This is a genomic window from Vibrio sp. 10N.286.51.C3 (assembly GCF_003050065.1).
GTDB classification, from domain to species: Bacteria; Pseudomonadota; Gammaproteobacteria; order Enterobacterales; family Vibrionaceae; genus Vibrio; species Vibrio crassostreae.
Window position 1 is genome coordinate 194713 of the sequence record NZ_PIGC01000005.1, and the last position, 18513, is coordinate 213225.

19 protein-coding genes are annotated in these 18513 nt (G+C 44.1%); 9 read left to right on the forward strand and 10 right to left on the reverse strand.

From position 1 onward, the window contains the following. Positions 1–56 precede the first annotated feature (56 nt). From CWO27_RS07435 to CWO27_RS07445, 3 genes are all read left to right on the forward strand, one after another. Complete coding sequence (locus tag CWO27_RS07435) at positions 57–623, forward strand: DNA-3-methyladenine glycosylase I (protein WP_055320150.1); 567 nt, start codon at positions 57–59, stop codon at positions 621–623. A gap of 109 nt (positions 624–732) precedes the next feature. Further along, complete coding sequence (locus CWO27_RS07440; RefSeq protein WP_107898766.1) at positions 733–1590, forward strand: winged helix-turn-helix domain-containing protein; 858 nt, start codon at positions 733–735, stop codon at positions 1588–1590. After that, a complete protein-coding gene (locus CWO27_RS07445) occupies positions 1581–2051 on the forward strand; it encodes a hypothetical protein (protein WP_055320152.1) in 471 nt (156 codons plus the stop codon). Before CWO27_RS07440 ends, CWO27_RS07445 begins: the two co-directional genes overlap by 10 nt. Before the next feature lie 111 nt (positions 2052–2162). Here CWO27_RS07445 and CWO27_RS07450 read toward each other — a convergent pair whose 3' ends face one another. Beyond that, entirely contained in the window at positions 2163–3347 is a 1185-nt protein-coding gene (locus tag CWO27_RS07450; RefSeq protein ID WP_107898767.1) for a cystathionine beta-lyase, read from the reverse strand. A gap of 181 nt (positions 3348–3528) precedes the next feature. Then, positions 3529–4983, reverse strand: coding sequence for a cardiolipin synthase (cls, locus tag CWO27_RS07455; protein ID WP_048658340.1), 1455 nt, complete (start codon positions 4981–4983; stop codon positions 3529–3531). 366 nt (positions 4984–5349) lie between these two features. Here cls and CWO27_RS07460 point away from each other — a divergent pair, with 366 nt between their 5' ends. The 4 genes from CWO27_RS07460 (at position 5350) to CWO27_RS07475 (ending at position 10456) form a co-directional block, all read left to right on the forward strand. Further along, positions 5350–6783, forward strand: coding sequence for a sodium-dependent transporter (locus CWO27_RS07460; RefSeq protein WP_102431602.1), 1434 nt, complete (start codon positions 5350–5352; stop codon positions 6781–6783). A 209-nt stretch (positions 6784–6992) separates the two neighbouring features. Further along, entirely contained in the window at positions 6993–8609 is a 1617-nt protein-coding gene (locus tag CWO27_RS07465; protein WP_107898768.1) for a methyl-accepting chemotaxis protein, read from the forward strand. Between the two features lie 186 nt (positions 8610–8795). Next, positions 8796–9494, forward strand: coding sequence for a TIGR01621 family pseudouridine synthase (locus CWO27_RS07470; RefSeq protein WP_107898769.1), 699 nt, complete (start codon positions 8796–8798; stop codon positions 9492–9494). Positions 9495–9502: 8 nt separating this feature from the next. Beyond that, complete coding sequence (locus tag CWO27_RS07475) at positions 9503–10456, forward strand: class I SAM-dependent methyltransferase (RefSeq protein ID WP_107898770.1); 954 nt, start codon at positions 9503–9505, stop codon at positions 10454–10456. Positions 10457–10534: 78 nt separating this feature from the next. Here CWO27_RS07475 and CWO27_RS07480 read toward each other — a convergent pair whose 3' ends face one another. The 5 genes from CWO27_RS07480 to CWO27_RS07500 form a co-directional block, all read right to left on the reverse strand. Next, positions 10535–11155 carry a CDP-alcohol phosphatidyltransferase family protein gene (locus CWO27_RS07480; RefSeq protein ID WP_107898771.1) on the reverse strand — a complete coding sequence of 207 codons (621 nt, stop codon included), beginning with the start codon at positions 11153–11155 and terminating at the stop codon, positions 10535–10537. Next, positions 11145–11795, reverse strand: coding sequence for an ATP-binding cassette domain-containing protein (locus tag CWO27_RS07485; RefSeq protein WP_107898772.1), 651 nt, complete (start codon positions 11793–11795; stop codon positions 11145–11147). The genes CWO27_RS07480 and CWO27_RS07485 overlap by 11 nt, the downstream gene beginning before the upstream one ends. Then, positions 11761–13461 carry an ABC transporter permease gene (locus tag CWO27_RS07490; RefSeq protein ID WP_107898773.1) on the reverse strand — a complete coding sequence of 567 codons (1701 nt, stop codon included), beginning with the start codon at positions 13459–13461 and terminating at the stop codon, positions 11761–11763. Before CWO27_RS07490 ends, CWO27_RS07485 begins: the two co-directional genes overlap by 35 nt. A gap of 5 nt (positions 13462–13466) precedes the next feature. Next, positions 13467–14633 carry an ABC transporter substrate-binding protein gene (locus CWO27_RS07495; RefSeq protein WP_107898774.1) on the reverse strand — a complete coding sequence of 389 codons (1167 nt, stop codon included), beginning with the start codon at positions 14631–14633 and terminating at the stop codon, positions 13467–13469. A 357-nt stretch (positions 14634–14990) separates the two neighbouring features. Further along, positions 14991–15437: an META domain-containing protein gene (locus tag CWO27_RS07500; protein ID WP_107898775.1), complete on the reverse strand. Its 447-nt coding sequence runs from the start codon at positions 15435–15437 to the stop codon at positions 14991–14993. Positions 15438–15628: 191 nt separating this feature from the next. Here CWO27_RS07500 and CWO27_RS07505 point away from each other — a divergent pair, with 191 nt between their 5' ends. Further along, on the forward strand, positions 15629–15889 hold the full coding sequence (locus CWO27_RS07505) for a DUF1289 domain-containing protein (protein WP_102431611.1): 261 nt from the start codon (positions 15629–15631) through the stop codon (positions 15887–15889). 109 nt (positions 15890–15998) lie between these two features. Then, positions 15999–16166 carry a hypothetical protein gene (locus tag CWO27_RS23550; protein WP_009846446.1) on the forward strand — a complete coding sequence of 56 codons (168 nt, stop codon included), beginning with the start codon at positions 15999–16001 and terminating at the stop codon, positions 16164–16166. A 53-nt stretch (positions 16167–16219) separates the two neighbouring features. On the opposite strand, the gene CWO27_RS07510 is transcribed toward CWO27_RS23550, so the two are convergent. From CWO27_RS07510 to CWO27_RS07520, 3 genes are all read right to left on the reverse strand, one after another. Beyond that, positions 16220–16522 (reverse strand): thiamine-binding protein, encoded by a 303-nt coding sequence (locus tag CWO27_RS07510; RefSeq protein ID WP_102431612.1) that lies wholly within the window; start codon positions 16520–16522, stop codon positions 16220–16222. A 127-nt stretch (positions 16523–16649) separates the two neighbouring features. Beyond that, a complete protein-coding gene (locus CWO27_RS07515; protein ID WP_102431613.1) occupies positions 16650–16871 on the reverse strand; it encodes a hypothetical protein in 222 nt (73 codons plus the stop codon). A gap of 252 nt (positions 16872–17123) precedes the next feature. Next, a complete protein-coding gene (locus tag CWO27_RS07520; protein WP_107898776.1) occupies positions 17124–18362 on the reverse strand; it encodes a DEAD/DEAH box helicase in 1239 nt (412 codons plus the stop codon). Positions 18363–18513: the final 151 nt, after the last annotated feature.

Genomic DNA, 18513 nt, shown 5'->3' on the forward strand with positions numbered 1-18513 from the left:
AATGCCCCTAAATGGGGCATTATTTTTATATATCGATTGATAGAAGAGAATAAAAAATGGAAGTAAATACATCGGATAGAACTTGCGCATGGGCGCTTAAACACGAGCTTGAAAGGGAGTACCACGATGCAGAGTGGGGCGTGCCTGTTTATGATGACCAAGTTCTGTTTGAGTTCATTACCTTGGAAGGCGCTCAGGCGGGTCTAAGTTGGATTACGATCCTCAAAAAGCGTGAAGGCTATCGTGCCGCATTCGATAATTACGAGTTAAACAAGTTAGCTGAGTTGAATGAAGACAACGTGCCGCACATCATTGAAAACTTCGATGTCGTTAAACACAAGGGCAAGATTGCTTCGGTATACAACAATGCGCGAGCTACGCTTGAATTACAGAAAGAGTTCGGCTCTCTTTCAAATGCTTTATGGCAGTTTGTTGATAATGAGGTGATTGTGAATCAATGGACCGAGATGTCTCAAGTTCCCGCTTCTACCGAGCAATCTAAAGCGATGAGTAAGTTTTTGAAGAAGAGAGGCTTTAAGTTTGTAGGGGAAACAATCTGTTACGCGTTCATGCAAGCGACAGGCATGGTTAATGACCATATCGTAGGTTGTCCGCACAAATAAAGGTGTTATTTATCGTCGAAAAATAATTGCGTTAATATAGGAAAATTCACTGGTCATTTATAAACTATTCAATATCATATGCGACCAAATTCAAACCTAGAAGACGATAGTGAAACAACAAAGCTACCAAATCTGTGATGTTAGTTATGATCCCTTGCTTCGGCAGTTTGTGCGTGACGATGGCCACGTAGAAACTATCGCGCCGATAGAAGGTAAGGTGTTTCTGTTCTTACTTGAAAATGCTGGTGAGTGTGTTGAACGAGGCCTAATATTTGATAGGTGCTGGGGCAATGTGATTGTCTCAGAGCAAGCGCTCACTAACGTGATATCTAAGATTAGAAAAACGCTATCGCGAGTGACTTGTGGCTGTGCAACGATTCGTACGGTCAGTAAAACGGGTTATTCACTTGTAATCGATGAATCGATAAAACCTAGTAAAACTGAAACTGTGCCTTCTCAAATGACTGCGAAGGCATCTAAATTAAACTCTTCACCTGTCGATCAAGAAGTGTTGGCTGCAACTGAATTAGAACCCTCAGATTCAAAGAGTAATGCGCACTTAATTAAAGCGGGCTACTTAGTCGCATTGATTTGTGTCGTCGTAACGGCGTTCAATCTTTTCAAAACCTATTATACGCCACTGCCTTATTTTATTGATAAAGCCGAGTACCGCGGCAGTTACACAGACAATACTAATCACTACTTTTTCCATGTTGCGCACAATGAATCTTATTCGTTGCCTGCGATCACTAAAAAGCTAACGGATGTGATACCTAGCCACTGCAATGTTGATGTTTTTGTCCGTATCTACCCATCAGTAGACCAGCCCGAAGATGATACGCTATACATGTTGATTCAAAGGAAGAGTGGTGAGGCTTTGAACTATAGCGCTTCTATTTTCAATGTAGAGTCGTCTTTTGATTCGTTTACTCAGTACATGGAAAAGAGGAGTAACTTTTGCGACTAATTGGCTTACTCATTCTATTGGCAATTGCTACAGCAAGCTTTTTTCTGGAACAGAACGCATTGGCTGGCACTCGCTGGCACTGTAAAACGCTAAAAACGGATTTTTTATCTCAGGCATTCCAACCGTATCAATCGCTTTATGAGCGAATGAGCATTACTTTTCAGTCTGACCAAACTTTTAGTATGAGAGAGTTTGTGACGATAACTGAGAAAGACGGTAACGAAGCTACAATGGAAAATCTTTATTCTGGTTACTATGGCCTTGATGGGGATAGTTTGTCGATGAGTATTATTGATGTGAGAACTGCAACGCCTTTTCATGATCCTATTATTAACAATGATTACAGTGAGTATAAAGGGGTGACGATTGACTACGCTATTGCAGTGAAGGATCAGTCTTTGTATATGTTCAATGAACATCGAACTGAAATATTCAATTGGGCGTGTTTTAACGTTCGTTAACGGCTTATAAAGCACTTTGTGGCAGTATTGGAATTACAGGCTACTGATACGCTGAATTGAAAAAGGCAGGAATATCCTGCCTTTTTGGTCTGAGTCTGTTAACGATTTTAATTAAATGAGCGCGTTGTAACGCTCTAATCCTGCCTCTAGGTCTGCAATCAGATCATCGACGTCTTCTAAGCCGATATGAACACGAATCAAAGTCCCTTCGAAGTTCGGATTCGCTACTGTTCTTAGGCTGTTAAAGCTGCTTGGTTCATTCGCTAGAATCAAGCTTTCGAAACCACCCCATGAGTAACCCATACTAAAGTGCGTCATACCATCAAGTAGCGCTGTGGTCGCTTTGGTATTTGAGTTCTTCAGCACGAAAGAGAACAAGCCATTCCCGCCAGTAAAATCTCGTTTAAAGAACTCATGACCAGGACAAGATTCAAGCGCAGGGTGACGAACGTGGTCAACCTCAGGGCGAGTCTCTAACCATTTTGCCACTTTCAAGCTGCTTTCTGCGTGTTGGCGTAGGCGAACATCAAGAGTACGAATACCACGAAGGCCGAGGTAAGCGTCATCTGGCGAAACACATTGCCCCATCAGGTAGCTCTGTTCTCTTAACTGGTCCCAACATTTTTCATTGGCTACCGCAGTCCCTAGCATCACATCAGAGTGACCAACGATGTATTTGGTTGCTGCTTGAATCGAGATATCAACACCGAAATCAAACGGTGAGAAGTTAACACCAGCAGCCCAAGTGTTGTCTAACATAACAATGATGTCATGTTCATGAGCAATACGTGCGAGCGTTGGAATGTCTTGAACTTCCATGGTGACAGAACCCGGAGATTCGGTAAACAGCACCTTAGTGTTTGGCTTAATAAGGTCTTGGATGCCTTCACCAATTGTTGGTTCGTAGTAAGTTGTTTCTACACCCATCTTCTTCATGATGGTGTCACAGAAATCACGAGTCGGTTCGTAGCAGGTGTCGACCATCAGAATATGGTCGCCTGTTTCTACAAAAGAGAGAATGGCGTTAGAGATTGCTGCCGTACCACAAGGGTAGAGTGCACAGCCTGCGCCGCCTTCCACTTCCACCATGGCATCTTGGAAGGCGAAATGAGTATTGGTTCCACGACGTCCGTAAAAAAGTGTTTTGTTAGCGCGGTTAATTGTAGCTTTACGCTTCTCTTCTACTGAGTTGAATACGACAGTTGAAGCGCGCTGTACTGGTGGGTTAACGACACCATTGGTCCACTTCTTATCACGACCTGCAGTGATCAGCTTAGTGGTTTTGTTCTCGGACATGCTGTGAATTCCTTATCAATCGGTTATCTTCTATTTAAAACATGCCAATAGCCTTCAAAGCAAGAGGGGGGCAGGAGTTTTTACGCTTTTCTTTCGCTTTTTAACCTTTTACTTATTCAATGGTGAAAGGTTAAAAACTTACGGGAGGAAGTGATGAGCCGCAATCGACTCATCATATGTATTACAGAAGAGGGTTGAACAAATAGAACAACCTTTCAAAGAAGCGATTTCGCAAGTTTCTCTGTTCCCACTGTTCTAGTACTACTGGGTGAGATGATTCTATATAAGACTGTTGCAGTTCAGAGAGCTGCTGAGTGAAGTGCACGTCATCTACGGCTAGCGTCACTTCGAAGTTGAGCCATAGGCTACGCATGTCGATATTCACCGTTCCGATCAAACAAAATTCTTCATCGATCACTACCGATTTGGTGTGAAGAAGCCCACCGTAAAACTCGTAAATCTTAACGCCGGCTTCAAGTAACTCGGTATAGAAAGCGCGCGAAGCCCACTTAACCATTAATGAGTCGTTGTTGTGTGGGATGACCAGTTCTACATTGACACCGCGTTGCGCTGTCATTTTGAGTGTTTCTAATAAATCGGCACTCGGTACAAAGTAGGGTGTTGTGATACGAACAGAATGGTTTGCCTGATTAATCGCAATGGTTAGAACTTGCAGGATCAAATACTCCGGCATGCCTGGACCAGATGGCACGACTTGCACAGGGTGATGCGTCATTACCTCTTCAATCGGACATTCAGGTAAATCAGGAAGGATGCGCTCGCCCGTTTCCACTTCCCAATCCCAACCATGAATTGCCGACAGTACATTAACGGTTGGCCCCGTTACGCGTACCATTACATCAATCCACTGGCCAACACCTGAATTTTGCTTGAAGTGAGCGGGGTCAACCATGTTCATTGAGCCAGTGTAGGCGATGGTTTCATCAATCACGATGATTTTACGGTGTTGTCTTAGATCTAGACGACGTAAGAAAATACGCCAAGGGCTTACTTCCAATGCTTGTACAACTTGCACACCGGCGTCTTTCATCATTAAGCGCCAGTGACTTTTAAAAAAGCGCGGGCTACCTGCAGAATCAAGCAAAACTTTAACATCCACACCACGTTTCGCAGCTCGAATGAGAGCGGAAGCAACCGAATCAGTTAATCCTCCAGGGTGCCAAATATAGAAAACCATCTTAATACTGGTTTGGGCATTTTCTATATCTTCGATAATTGCGTGTAAGATCTCATTGGGAGAAGCTTGCAGTGAAAGTGTGTTTCCGCTGAGTGCAGGAATGCCCATCCGATTGTTACAAAGTTCATCAATCTTGTGGATAGGGGAGCCGACCTTTCCTGGAAGGTGGAGCTGGCAATCATCTAGTTTTCGGAACCAATCACCAAATGGAGTAAACATGCGATGTGCGCGTTCAGCCCTCTTCCTACCTAGGTTTAGCTCTCCGAAAAGGAAGTAACAAGCGACACCTACAATTGGGATAATGTAGATAACCATCAACCACGCGAGAGAAACGCTGACAGAGCGTCGTTTTAGTACGACACGGAAAGTCACACCGGCTACAAGTACCCAGTATAAAGCGACAGAAGCTAAAGTTAAAAAATGGTAGAGCTTTTCCACATTGAATACTCGAAAAAAGAGACACTTAGATAGTAATGCTATTTTACGGATATGGGAATTTAAGGAATCAACTATTTACAAATTAGAGCTAAAGCTGTAAACAGGTTATAGTTGTTAAGTTTTGGTTAACTTAAGACGAAAACGATTGTTTTGTATGAAAAGGCGGCATTTAACCATAAAAATTTACATTGGTAACGAAATATATACGGTTCGGGCTTCCAATTTTATTCTTAAACTGGTTTACTTGCTATATACGAGCGTCAATCAAATCTTTTAGGTGTGTAAATTTTTTTATACGCCTTATCTTTTAAAGACGCCACTCAAAGCAAAACACAACATCACATAACACAAAAGTTTGGAGTACACGTGGCTACTAGTAATACAACCACAACACCCCGCGATACCTGGGGTTCGAAGTTAGGATTCGTAATGGCTGCAGCAGGTTCTGCTGTTGGTCTAGGTAACATCTGGAAATTCCCATACACAGCAGGCGAAAGTGGCGGCGGTGCATTCGTTGCAATTTACCTGTTTTTTGTAATCTTCATCGGTTTCAGTGTGATGCTGACTGAATTTGCGATTGGCCGTCATACGCAGAGATCAGCAGTAGGTGCATTTAAATCAACTGACCGTCGCTGGACGTTCGCTGGTGTTATCGGTGTAGTAAGTGGTCTGCTAATCATGGGTTTCTACCCTGTAGTAGGTGGCTGGTCTATCGCATACATCGGTAAAATTGCTGGTGGTCTACTAGACGCACCTGAAGCAATCGGTGACAGCTTTGGTGGCTTTATCTCAAACCCAGTTCAGCCACTTATGTGGATGGGCTTATACCTACTGCTTAACGTTGTCATCGTTATGAAGGGTATTTCTGGCGGTATTGAGAAAGCGGGTAAGATCTTAATGCCACTTCTTTTCATTATCCTTATCGTGGTATCAATCAAAGGCATCATGCTTCCGGGCGCGATGGCTGGTCTTGAATTCCTATTCAGCCCTGACTTCTCTAAAGTAGACAGCGGTGTAATCCTAGCTGCACTAGGTCAAGCATTCTTCTCACTATCTCTTGGTATGGGTTGTATGTTGACTTACGGTTCTTACCTGAAGAAGAAAGAGAACCTAGTTCAAACTACCGCTATGGTTACGGCAATGGATACAGGTGTTGCTATCCTAGCTGGTGTTGCAATGTTCCCAGCAATGTTCGCATTCGGTATGGAGCCTGCAGCGGGTCCTGGTCTGGTATTCGTTGTTGTTCCTCAGCTATTCGCTGAAATGGGCGGCGTAGTGGGTCTTCTATTTGCTCTTATGTTCTTCGTTGGTCTGAGTGTTGCGGCACTGACATCTTCAGTATCTCTACTTGAAGTTGTGGTTTCGTACCTAATCGATGAGAAAGGCATGAAGCGTGTAACAGCTGTACTGTCTGCGAGTGTCGTAATGGCGATTCTATGTATCTTCGCTTCTCTATCACTTGGTGGCTTCGGTCCAACATTGTTCGGTACTGGTGCGTTCGATATCTTCGACTTACTAACTGATAAGATCTTCCTAGCAGTTGGCGGTATGTTGGTATGTATCTTCGCTGGTTGGAGACTAAACCGTGCTGACCTAGAGAAAGAGATCACTAACGACGGTGAAGTATCTTTCCCACTATTCGGTCTATGGTACACACTAGTTAAGTACATCATCCCAGTAGCTATCGCTATCGTTGCGTTCATGGGTATCTCTTCTGGCTTCGACAGCGGTAAAGGTGCAATCATGCTACTAGGTATTGGTATCATTGCTGGCTCTGCGCTTATCTCTAAGAAGCTATAGTTTTTAGAAACCAAAGTTCTTAGAAGCTAGAATCGCAAGTTAAAGTAAGTTAATAAACGGGAGCCCATGGCTCCCGTTTTTTTATGTGAGTATCTTAATTCTCTTCGAAAAATAAAAAACATTCATTCACTAAAGTTATCCGTGTGCTAGCCGATATAATAAATGTTAAGGGCTGTTTTGGCCGATAATTTTATTTAGGTAGGTGTTGTGTGAAATTGTCAGTGAGAAAGAAACTGTATGCCGGTTTTGGCTCTATATTGGCGGTGCTTGTCACGTTAGTCGGTATTGTATGGATAGAAGTTATTGGGGCCCATAAAAGCGCTGATGAGATTAGAATGGATGATGTACCGGGTACCGTTACCTACCTTGTATTGATAGATGAAGCGGGCGATGTTTATCGGGACGCTTTGGGCGCGATTATTCAGGTTGATAACGCGTTGAACGATTATCGAACCAATAAGAACGAGTTTGCTCAAGCTATTGAGCAGGCGAAGCGTTTGGAGAGCAGAGGATCGGAAGATCATCGACGTATTCAGCGAATTGAAAACTTGATGGGGCGTTTCACTCAAGAGTTTGAAGCGAAGCTTGTGCCTAAGATCAATGATGAATCCGAGCTACTAGCAAACATCCAGCAGCTTCGATCTTTGTATGAGAGCAACTTGATCCCAATTGAAAACTTGCTTGACCAAGCGTCAGCAAGTGAGCGTGCTGATACAGAGCAATCACTGCTTGTATTAACCGAGTCGTTTACCATGATTGAACGTACCATCATGGTGTTGTCTGCCATTGCGATTGTATTTGGTTGTGTGATTGCATTTGTATTGTCTAGCTCTATCACTAACCGCCTAACTCGTGTTGAACAAGTTGCGCGCCGTGTAGCAAATGGCGATCTTACCGCTGGAGATATTGTTGATGATTCAGGCGATGAATTGGCGGATCTTGCTAAGTCGATCAACCAGATGCAGAAATCTTTGGTCGACCTCTTGGGTTCAATTTCTTCTGTGACCAACCAGGTCCAATCTGTGACAGGTGAACTATCTTCTATCAGCCAAGACATCGTGACGGGTGCTTCTGCTCAAGCTGACAAAGCAAACCTGATAGCAACGGCTGCAGAAGAGCTAAGCTTGACCATTTCGGAAGTGGCACAGCAGGGCACCTCTACTTATGAAGAAGCTCGACGTTCTGAGTCTTCAGCAGAAGATGGTCGTAACGTGATTGTAGAGATGGTAGCAAGCATTCAACAAGTTTCTGCTCAAATGAGTGACATGTCGGTACAGATGAACACGCTGGGTTCGCATGGTGAACAAATTGGCAGTGTGATTAAAGTGATCGAAGACATTGCAGAGCAGACGAATTTATTGGCTTTGAACGCGGCGATTGAAGCGGCGCGAGCTGGTGAGTTTGGCCGAGGTTTTGCCGTGGTAGCTGACGAAGTAAGAGCGTTGGCTGAAAGAACCACCAAAGCAACGCAAGAAGTGTCTGGCATCATCCAATCGATTCAGTCTGGTACTCAAGAAGCCGTAACTTACACTCAAGACAACTGTCGTTTAGTTGAAATTGGTGTAGAGCAAAGCACAGGGGCGGTATCGGCTCTAGAAGCAATTGTTAGCGGTGCGGGCAATGTACAAAGCATGGTTAACTCAATTGCGACTGCGGCAGAAGAACAGACAGCGGTGACCAAAGAGATTGCTGCAGATATTACCGCGATCAGTGATATCTCAGAGCAATCCTTGCAACTGGCGACTCGCAGTTCTGAAAACACTTCAGGTTTGAATGCTAAGGTTGCTGAACTAGAATCATTAGTCGGTAAGTTCAAACTTGCTTAGTGCTTAGTGCTTAGTGCTTAGTGCTTAGTTCGTATTCGATAGAGGCTAAAAGCCTATTACCGAAAGCGAACAAATAAAAATAAGCCCAATGATTCAATGTTTATTGAGTTAGTTGGGCTTTTTCGTAGCTGGAATCTGGGTTCAGACACGGTATACTCCACGCTCTACAATGGAGCTAGCCTTTACATGTTCGATATTCTTCTGAACCACTCTGATTTTTTAATTATCAATAAGCATCCTGGAGTCAGCGTCCACAAAGACGATGGCGATACCATGTTGCTTCAAGAAGTTGCTAAGGCGATCAATGAGCCTAAGCTATATCTCGTTCATCGACTCGATAAAATGACCTCAGGCATTCTGTTGTTGGCAAAAAATGCGTTGGCTGCGAGTGAGCTTTCGCAACTGTTTGCAAGGCGTGAAGTGGAGAAATACTACCTTGCGATTGGCTCTAAGAAGCCAAAGAAAAAGCAGGGTTTGATTTCTGGAGATATGGAGCGTTCACGACGCTCTAGCTGGAAGCTAATGACTAGCAAAGAAAACCCAGCGATTACCCAATTTTTATCAGCAACGGCTGAACCCGGTGAGCGTCTACTTTTGTGTAAACCCTATACGGGGCGCACACACCAGATCCGTGTTGCGATGAAGTCGATCGGCTCAGCCATTGTTGGTGACCCTATTTATAATCCATCGAGTGAGGCTGACAGAGGATATCTGCATGCATTCGCGATTCGATTTACCTATCAATCACAAGCCTACGAATATGTCTGTGACCCAAGGAACCTAGATTCCTTAGGTGAGAAGTGGCATCAAGAGACTGTGTCTGCTGGTTTAGACAGTTGGCTTGAACCTTGGTCATTAACTTGGCCGAAGCTAAATACTAAGTGAGTGAAATAATGGAAGCATCAGCTTTACCTCTGTTTTTTAGTCATATTGAACAGCAACTTAATGAAGTGCCGAATGAACTACGCCGTATTTTTCACGGTCGCGGTAAGTTTTGGCCAGGTCTAGATCAACTGACATGTGATTGGGTTGATGGGCAGTTATTGGTTAACATATTCAAAGAGGTGGATGACGAATTCTTATCATCTCTTAAAGCTGGATTGGTTGATCTGACTAATAAAGACATCTGGCAAGCAAAGCAGGGCACAAGTATTGTTCTGCAACACCGTTATGCCGATGGCGTGCCTTCAGAGGTTTTATGGGGCGAACTCAATGACTCACCCGTTGTGGTTGAGCACGGTCTTAAATATCAACTCGACATTGGCCGTAATCAGAACTTCGGTTTGTTCCTAGACATGCGTAATGGTCGTCAGTGGGTGCAAGATAATGCCAAGGATAAGAATGTTCTTAACCTGTTCGCATATACTTGTGGCTTCTCTGTCGCGGCTATCGCTGGTGGTGCTCGTCAATGCATGAACGTGGATATGTCTCGCGGCTCGTTGAATAAAGGTCGTGATAACCACCGTCTTAATGAGCACGACATGCGCTCGGTTAACTTCCTTGGCTACGATATCTTTAAGTCGTGGGGGAAAATCAAGAAGGGCGGCCCTTACGAGTTGGTTATCATCGATCCACCTTCGTTCCAAAAAGGCAGCTTTGCTCTAACTAAAGATTATAAAAAAATCTTACGTCGTTTGCCTGAGCTTCTAACAGAAGGTGGTGAAGTGATTGCCTGTGTGAATTCACCTGCTGTATCACCAAACTTCCTGATTGAGACGATGGTAGAAGAAGCACCAAGCGTTGAGTTTATTGAACGTTTAGACAACCCGCCTGAGTTTGTTGATGTCGATCTTGATTCGAGCCTCAAAGTTCTGAGGTTTAAGATAGGCGCTTCTGCTGACGCTTAATTGATTCTATACATCAGTTAGAAAAAACGCCGCTCATATTGAGCGGCGTTTTTGTATCTTGTTTTTGTCGTTAGAGCACTAGATCTCTTGCTGAGTCTTAAGAGTTTGGAACCCAAAATAGATACGCATAAATGTAGTCAGCCAGCAAGCTGCACCAAAGGTATAGGCGATAACTGCAAAGTGTTGAGGCCAAATACAGAAAGCAATGAAACAAGCAATGGTTTCTGTACCTTCGGTTAATCCCGACATGTAATAAAGAGACTTATGTTTATAGACTGGGTTTTCAATGCCTCGTTTGCCTGCCATTACCGCAAACGCCAAAAAGCTACTGCCTGTACCGATAAAAGAGAAGATCAAAAATGCACCGGCAATGGCGTTGTGCTCTGGATTGGCAATCACAAAGCCAAAAGGAATCAGCGAATAGAAAAGGAAATCCAAGCTGATATCGAGGAAGCCACCTGCATCACTGATGCCTTGGATTCGAGCCAAAGCGCCATCAAGTCCGTCGCAAACCCTGTTAAATACAATAAACCCCAATGCCAATTCGTATTGCTGAAATGCTAATGCTGGAAATGCTAAACACCCAACCAGAAATCCGAATAACGTGGTTTGATTGGCCGTGATACCTAATTGGTTCAGTAACTTAGCCGACTGATTCAATGGCCATTTAATGACCTTAATGGAGTACTTATCCAGCATTGTGACTTCTCCATGGCCAAGACAGTACTTCTGCCCCTTGAGGCACATCGGCCTCGTCGTGCGTGACCATTAACGTCGGGATATTTGCTTTGGTCAATTGTTCAAACACCCAATCGCGAAATTGTGATCTTAACTCTTGGTCTAACTTACTGAACGGTTCGTCGAGTAGGGCGAGTTTTGGCTTGGCTAGTAACATACGAGTTAAGCTTATTCTTGCGCGTTGACCGCCTGAAATTTGATCCGGGAATGACTCTGCCAAGTGAGTCAGCTCTATGTCTTTTAGTGCAGCCATGGCTTGCTGTTGACGAGCGGAACCCTTAACCGAATTAGGTAATGAAAAGGCTAAGTTCTCCCATACTTTTAGGTGCGGAAACAACAAGTCATCTTGAAACAAAATACCGACTTCACGCTGATGTGAAGGCAGGTCATCTAGCTGAATATCGTTCAACACAACGCTGCCAGAATACGAAAACTCTTCACTTAAGTGACCAGCAATCGCATCCAGTAAGGTCGACTTTCCGCAGCCACTCGGCCCCATTAAAGCCAGTATTTGGCCAGATTCTAATGTTACGTTTAGCGCTGAGAACAGCGAATCCCCATCGGTTTTACGGATGGCGAGGTCGTTGAGGTACAGACTCATTACTTAGGAAACCTTTAAAAGTAAGACGGCGATATCTAAGTTGAAGTCGGCTGACCAATATCGCTAAAGAGAAAAAGAACAGAGGCAATAAGGCCTGCCAAATGGCATAGATTGCTGTCACCCTGCGGTCGAAACCACTGGTTAGGGCAACCGCTTCTGTGGTGATGGTGCTAATACGGCCCGCACCTAGCATCAATGTTGGAAGGTACTGGGCCAAACTCACACTGATCCCGACCGCCCAAGCAAAGGCAATAGCAGGAAGCAAGATTGGCAGTTTGATTGAATACCAACTCTGAAATGGCGATTTACCCAGGCTAAGCGAGGCTTTAATCAACCCATCGTTAAAGCTTTTCCATGGGCCGTCCAAAGAGAGATACACAAACGGGAAAGCAAAGAAAACATGCGCCCAAATCACCCAGAACTCATAGGCACTACTGCCAACGTAGAGGGTCGTGACTTGCATACCAAACAACACCGAGAGTTGAGGTATCAACATCGGAATGGCGATAATGAAGCCCGGAACTTGCCACTTGTATTTGATTCTGTATTCGTGAGCAACCAGCGCAAGCAACAAAGCGACTGAAGCGGCAATCAAACCAATCCACAAGCTTTGTCCGACGGTACTCATGATGCCATCCCACTCAAACTCCCAGAAACGCATGCTATATCGGCTAGGGAGTAGGTCTGGGAAACGCCAACGTTGGGCAACACTCCAAATCACCATCAATGGAATGATAAGCAGTGATAACGCAGCAAGCGCAGTAAACACGGTTTTCCCAGGAAGGTTCGCGCCTGTTCTGCCTGAATATTGCCAAATTCGAAAGTATTTAAGGATCGCCCATTCAACGAAACGTGCTAAGGCGATGATTAACGACGCTAAACCAAATAGAACAATAGCTCCGGCTGCTGCTCGCGGCAGTAGGTTAAGATCTGGATCGTTAAACCATTGCCATACTAATACCGCAAAGGTTGGTGGGTTTGTCGGGCCAATGATCAAAGCAATATCGACAACCGAGACACTGTAAGCGAGTACCGCCAGCATTGGGAAGCGAAGCTTAGTAAACCATTGTGGGAAAATAGATTTCCACCAAATCTGAGCACGGCTATAACCCAGAGATGCACTGACCTTAGTGATACGTTCTACATCAATTTGCTGCAGTGTCGAAATGCTCATCAGCAACAAGAAAGGTACTTCTTTGAGTGCGAGCATAATGATCAAGCCGAACGCGTATGGGTCTTTCACCAATAACGCCAATTCTGAGCTCGTAGCCGATTCGCCAAGCAAGTGATGCACGGCTCTGGCTCCAAGCCCTGTCGGGCTGAATAAGAAAGCAAAGCCGATAGCGAAAGCCACATGCGGAATAGCCAGCATTGGCGATAGCGTTAACTCAATCTTTCTCCAAAACTTGTTTCCCCAAGAGGCTTGAAGAATACAAAAGGTTAGGAAGCAGGCAATATAGCTGCTTGCAATCGCTGAACCTAGGCTCAAGCCAATAGAGTGCCAAGCTCCTTCCCATTGAAAGACTTGGCTAAAACCGTTGAGTGTTGGTTCCTCTAAACCTAGGGGCGGGATGAAACTCAGTGACGAAGCCACGACTCCCGCCACCCCAGGAATGGTTGGGATAATGCACACAGCTATAACAACAAAATATAGAGCGCGTAGCATAAAGATTAGTTACCGTATCGCTTCAGCCACTCTTTCTCGAGCGCGTTTTGCCAGCTAGGGTGTGGTTCATCAACCGATTTAAATTGTTGGGTGTTTTTGGCGCTGCCAGTGAGGTACTTGCTGCTCAGTACCGAAGGATCGCCCCAAACATTGAGGTCACCTTTACGAGATTGCGCTTCTGGGCTCAGCAAGAAGTTAATGGTCACTTGAGCTCCTGCGGTTGCATTGGCATTCCAAGGAATAGCAAGGAAGTGAATGTTAGATAAAGCGCCGCTTTCTAGAGCATAGGCCTTAGTGGTTTCGGCTAGGCGACCACTTGCTTGTGCTGAATAAACAGAGTTTGGATTGAACGTAATCGCGAGATCGAGCTGTCCATCATCCAAAAGTTGGATACTTTCTGATGTGCCTGCTGGGAATTGTTTGCCACCGCGCCACGCTACTTTATGGAATTTATCTAAGTAAGCCCATAGTGGTGCTGTAACTTCTTGGAAGTTGTCTTCTGAAACAGGCTTAGCGAGTTCTGGGCTGTTGTTGGTTAGTTCAATCAGTAGAGACTTAATGAAGCTCGTACCATGAAATTCTGGTGGGCGAGGGTAGCTTAATCGGTTCGGGAAAGCTTGAGCGTAGCTCAACATCTCTGAGAATGATTGTGGCGGGTTGTGTAGTGTCTCTTGGTCATGAATAAACACCAATTGTCCAACGCCCCAAGGTGCTTCAAGGCCTTCTGTTGGTTCAGAGAAGTCGACATCAATCGGCAGAGACTTATCGACATATTGCCAGTTTGGAAGCGACTCCGTGAACGGGCCAAACAGCAAAGCGTTATCTTTCATCGAACGGAAGTTTTCGCCATTGATCCAAACGATATCAACACTGCCTTCGCTGTTCTTGCCTGCCGCTTTTTCAGCAAGCAGTCGAGTGGTGGTTTCCGCAATATCGGTTACTTTCACATGCTTCAGCGTGACACCATAGTCACTTTGTAATTTCTTGCCTGCCCATTGTAGGTAACGGTTGATCTCTTGGCTTCCGCCCCAAGCGTGAAAGTAGACAGTTTCTCCCTCTGCCTGCTGTTCTATTTGGTTCCAACTCTCGGTGGATGTTGCTTCATCAGCATAAATGGTTGCGCTGTATGCAACGGTTGCCATGATTCCTAACGTACTTACTATCTTGTTCATAAACTTTTCCATTTGGTAGTGAACGGGCAAGAGCATTGTGTTTTCGAACTCCCTTGGACGTGTTGACCTTTCGTGGCTAACGAAAGATCAACACGGCATAATAGTTATTCTATCTGTTTCTCAAATAAATTCTAATTCAACAGTAAATTCAATCAATTACTAGGGGCCTTTGCCATCCTAGCAACAGACCGTTAAAGCGGTGAATTAATTGCACCTAAATGAGGTTTTTTTGATATTTATTGGAGGTTGGTACGAAAAGAAGGTGAGAAGTAGCGTTTTTAATGATTAGGTTTTGAGCAAGCAATAAAAAAGGAGCCGTGAAGGCTCCTTAAATCAATATCTGGTGTCGATGATGGGTTAGTTTACCCAGTCACGAATTGTGTACGTTAGTGTGTGTACATCGTTTTTCAGTACTAGCGTATCGTTTGTTAGCGTTACGTCGCTCCACTCGCTTAGAGTAGTTGAAACCGATTGTTCGATTTCCATCGCTGAGCCCTGACACATTTTCATTGTCATGCCCATTTGTTTGATACGGAATTGACCGTCTTTCAGCTCACCTTGACCGAAGAAGTTGTTACAACCAGCCATGCCGTTTGCAGTCATCTTTTCGCCGATCTCTAGACGAGGAGCTGCTTGGTCTTCGCTTTTCACAATGTCCTTGCCATCAATTTGCGCAAGTTCCCAATTATGGTGCTGTAGATCGGTTGGTGTTACTTGCATCGCGTTGTCACCTGTTGTTGTGCATGCTGCTAGCATCATAGGTAAAGCGGTTACTGCTAGTAATTTTTTTGAACTAAACTTCATATTATAAGGCTCCAAAGGAAAGAACGAAGTTACCGAATAAGTGTAACTTGATGGGTTCAAAGTATAGTTTACAAAACACTATATGTGTCAGTATAAGGTCATAGTTTAGTATGGATTTCATGAGCTAGGCGACAAATTAATCGCTTATTTTTGAGATAGTAAGCGTAATTTTAAATGTGTAAGGAGGCACGGTGGAGCAGTTAGAGTTTTTCCAAGTTCCAAGCCCTTGCGTTGGGGTTTGTTCAAGCGATGACAAAGGCTATTGCAATGGTTGTATGCGCAAAAGAGAAGAGCGCTTCAATTGGATGTCGATGACACCGTCAGAACAATTGCACGTCATAAAGCTGTGTCGTCAGCGCTATAGAAGAAAAATAATGAAACAAAAAAACTTGGTTGGTAAGCAGATCGACGAAGAGGGAAATACAAGTCCCCAAAGAGATCTTTTTGGCTAAAGAGGATGTATTAATATTTTATTTAACTCCGCGGTAACTATTACTTTACATAATGGTTGGGGTGTAATATTAAGATAGGTACCTTTGTACCTGAAGGAGTGGTGTCGGTATGAATAAAAAGAACGTAAAACTCAAAAAAGAGCCAGTCAAAGCACTGGATCGCAAACCGATCGGGGCGAAAGATGACCCTGAAGAGACTCCGCGTGATTGGCATTCGATGTCAGAAGAAGAACGAATGGAAATCCTTTCTCACCTTTCAGACATGCCTTTCCAATAACACCACTGGTTCTTCAGAGTCTTTCTTAAAGCTCAGTTTTCACAAAAATGTTATTAAACAAACATGTGATTCGCTTTCGTTACACCACGATGGTACGTGCAAAATGTATCATCGGCCTCGGTGGTTTTACTGTGAATCTTAATGTTTGTGATTACTTCTACAGCCCCTGCATCGTAGCAAGCTTGTTCTGCTTTTTTAACGATATCGAGTAATTGGTTGAGTTCACCTTTCATCGTGGTTTCCATCGCACCGACTTGAAAAGGCACATCGGTAGCTTTCACAACTTCAATGGCTTTATCAACCACTTCGAAGTTGTTGCCTTCTTTAACGCGAGGTATCACTTGGAAGGCAACCATCACTTCTTTTTCTCTTTTTAACTCAGACACTTTCTGCTTACTCTAGGATAGGGAATTGTTGCAGATGATAGGTTAATGCGGAGACGAATTCTACAGCGGTTATGCTGGTTGGATTACTCTCGTTGTCCTACTTGTTACCCCAGTGGTCACTTATCCAACCACCTATGTGCTCATCAAAATGACTGCCACTGAACCTCTGGTTACGTTCAACCGAAGTATCACAATCATCTTTATTATCTATTAGGGTTTGTATGTAGTTTGCCATCGGGTCATTGGAACGTTGACGATCTCGGCGGGTTGCCACTTCCTTAATCAGTTGTAATCGATATGTAGAGCTAGCACGTTTCATTTCAATGACCTCCTGTTGTAGACACTAATAGAAAAATCTAGTTGCCAGACATAGGGGCGTCAACGTGATTTAAGAGTATTTTTTTTGAGCAACCAAGAATCAATACGTTGGCATCATAATTCACAAAAGTGTCATTTAATTTGGCAACTTTAGGGAGGTTTTTGGGGTGGAATTATGTTTTGTTGCATATAAAAAAGCCCAGTACAAACTGAGCTAATTATTCTATTTCTGGTTACTTTGAGCTCTTTCTGGTTACTTTGAGCTATTCGGTTTGCTTTTAAATTGTTTAATGCTCTTCTTTTTGGCTGTTCTTCGATTTGCCATTTTGTCTTTAGGTGGACGCTTGCGAGCTGTCGCTTCAGATGCAGGTTTGTCTGTAACAGGAAAACCTTCTAATGGTTGCAGCGCTAGCGGCTTATTGGTCAGAGTTCGAATCGCATTGAGGTGTTCGCTTTCACTATGGCTAACCAGTGAGATAGCACAGCCTGCGCTTCCTGCTCTCGCCGTTCTTCCTACGCGATGTACATAAGTTGCTGAGTGAGGTGGTAACTCAAAGTTGATCACGACAGGTAGCTGATCAATATGGATACCACGAGCCATCACATCGGTTGCGATAAGTACGCGAGTTTCGCCATTTTTGAAGCTTTCTAATGTTTGCTCTCGTTCTTCTTGGCTCTTATTTCCATGTAACGCACTCACACTGATCTTGGCTTTACTCAATCGCTTAGTTAATGCGTCAGCATTGTCCTTCGCACCAATAAAAACCAACACCTGTGGCCATTGGTTTTGATTAAGTAGGGCAATCAGAGCTTGAGCTTTACTGCCTTTGTTCACTAAGTACAGAGTTTCTTCAATAGTCGCGACCACGCTGTTTTCTTGGTGTGTCGTGACTTTAACTGGATTTGAAAGAAGCTCTTCAGCTTGACCTACTAATTCCGACGGAAGTGTTGCTGAGAATAGTAGTGATTGTCGTTTCGCTGGCAGTGCAGCGGTAATCGCTTGAATATCTGGCCAAAAACCCATGTCGATCAGGCGATCAGCCTCATCAAGAACCAATGACACACATTGAGTTAACTCTAATTCGCCACTCTTGATGACACCAAGCAAGCGCCCTGGTGTAGCAATGGTAAGCTGTGGTTTCGTTAGTAATTGCTGTTGTTGGTCATCCGCGTTCACACCACCCGTTAGCGTTACCAATTTGATATCGAGCGCTGTTGCGATCGGTTCTAAAGACTCAGCGACTTGAGACGCAAGCTCGCGTGTTGGAACAATGATCAGAGCTTGGAGTTCATTTACATCTTGATTGATGTTATTTAGCAAAGGTAAGCCGAATGCCAATGTTTTACCGCTGCCTGTTTGAGCTAATGCAAGCACATCTTTCTCCGCAATAATTGTAGGAATTACCGCTTGCTGTATCTCTGTCGGCTTATTGAATTGAGATGGGATCGCCGCGACGGTTTTTGCGTTAAGGGTTAGGCTAGCAAATGACATAAATGAACCAAGTATCAAAAGGGAGGTGGAGTCTAACAGGGCTGTAAATGTTAGAGAATCAGTTTTGTACGTTACACGATAAACGTATTCATTATACGTGCGAATTATGTATGTTAGCCAGACGTGATAATTAAACGTTTATCATATTGTA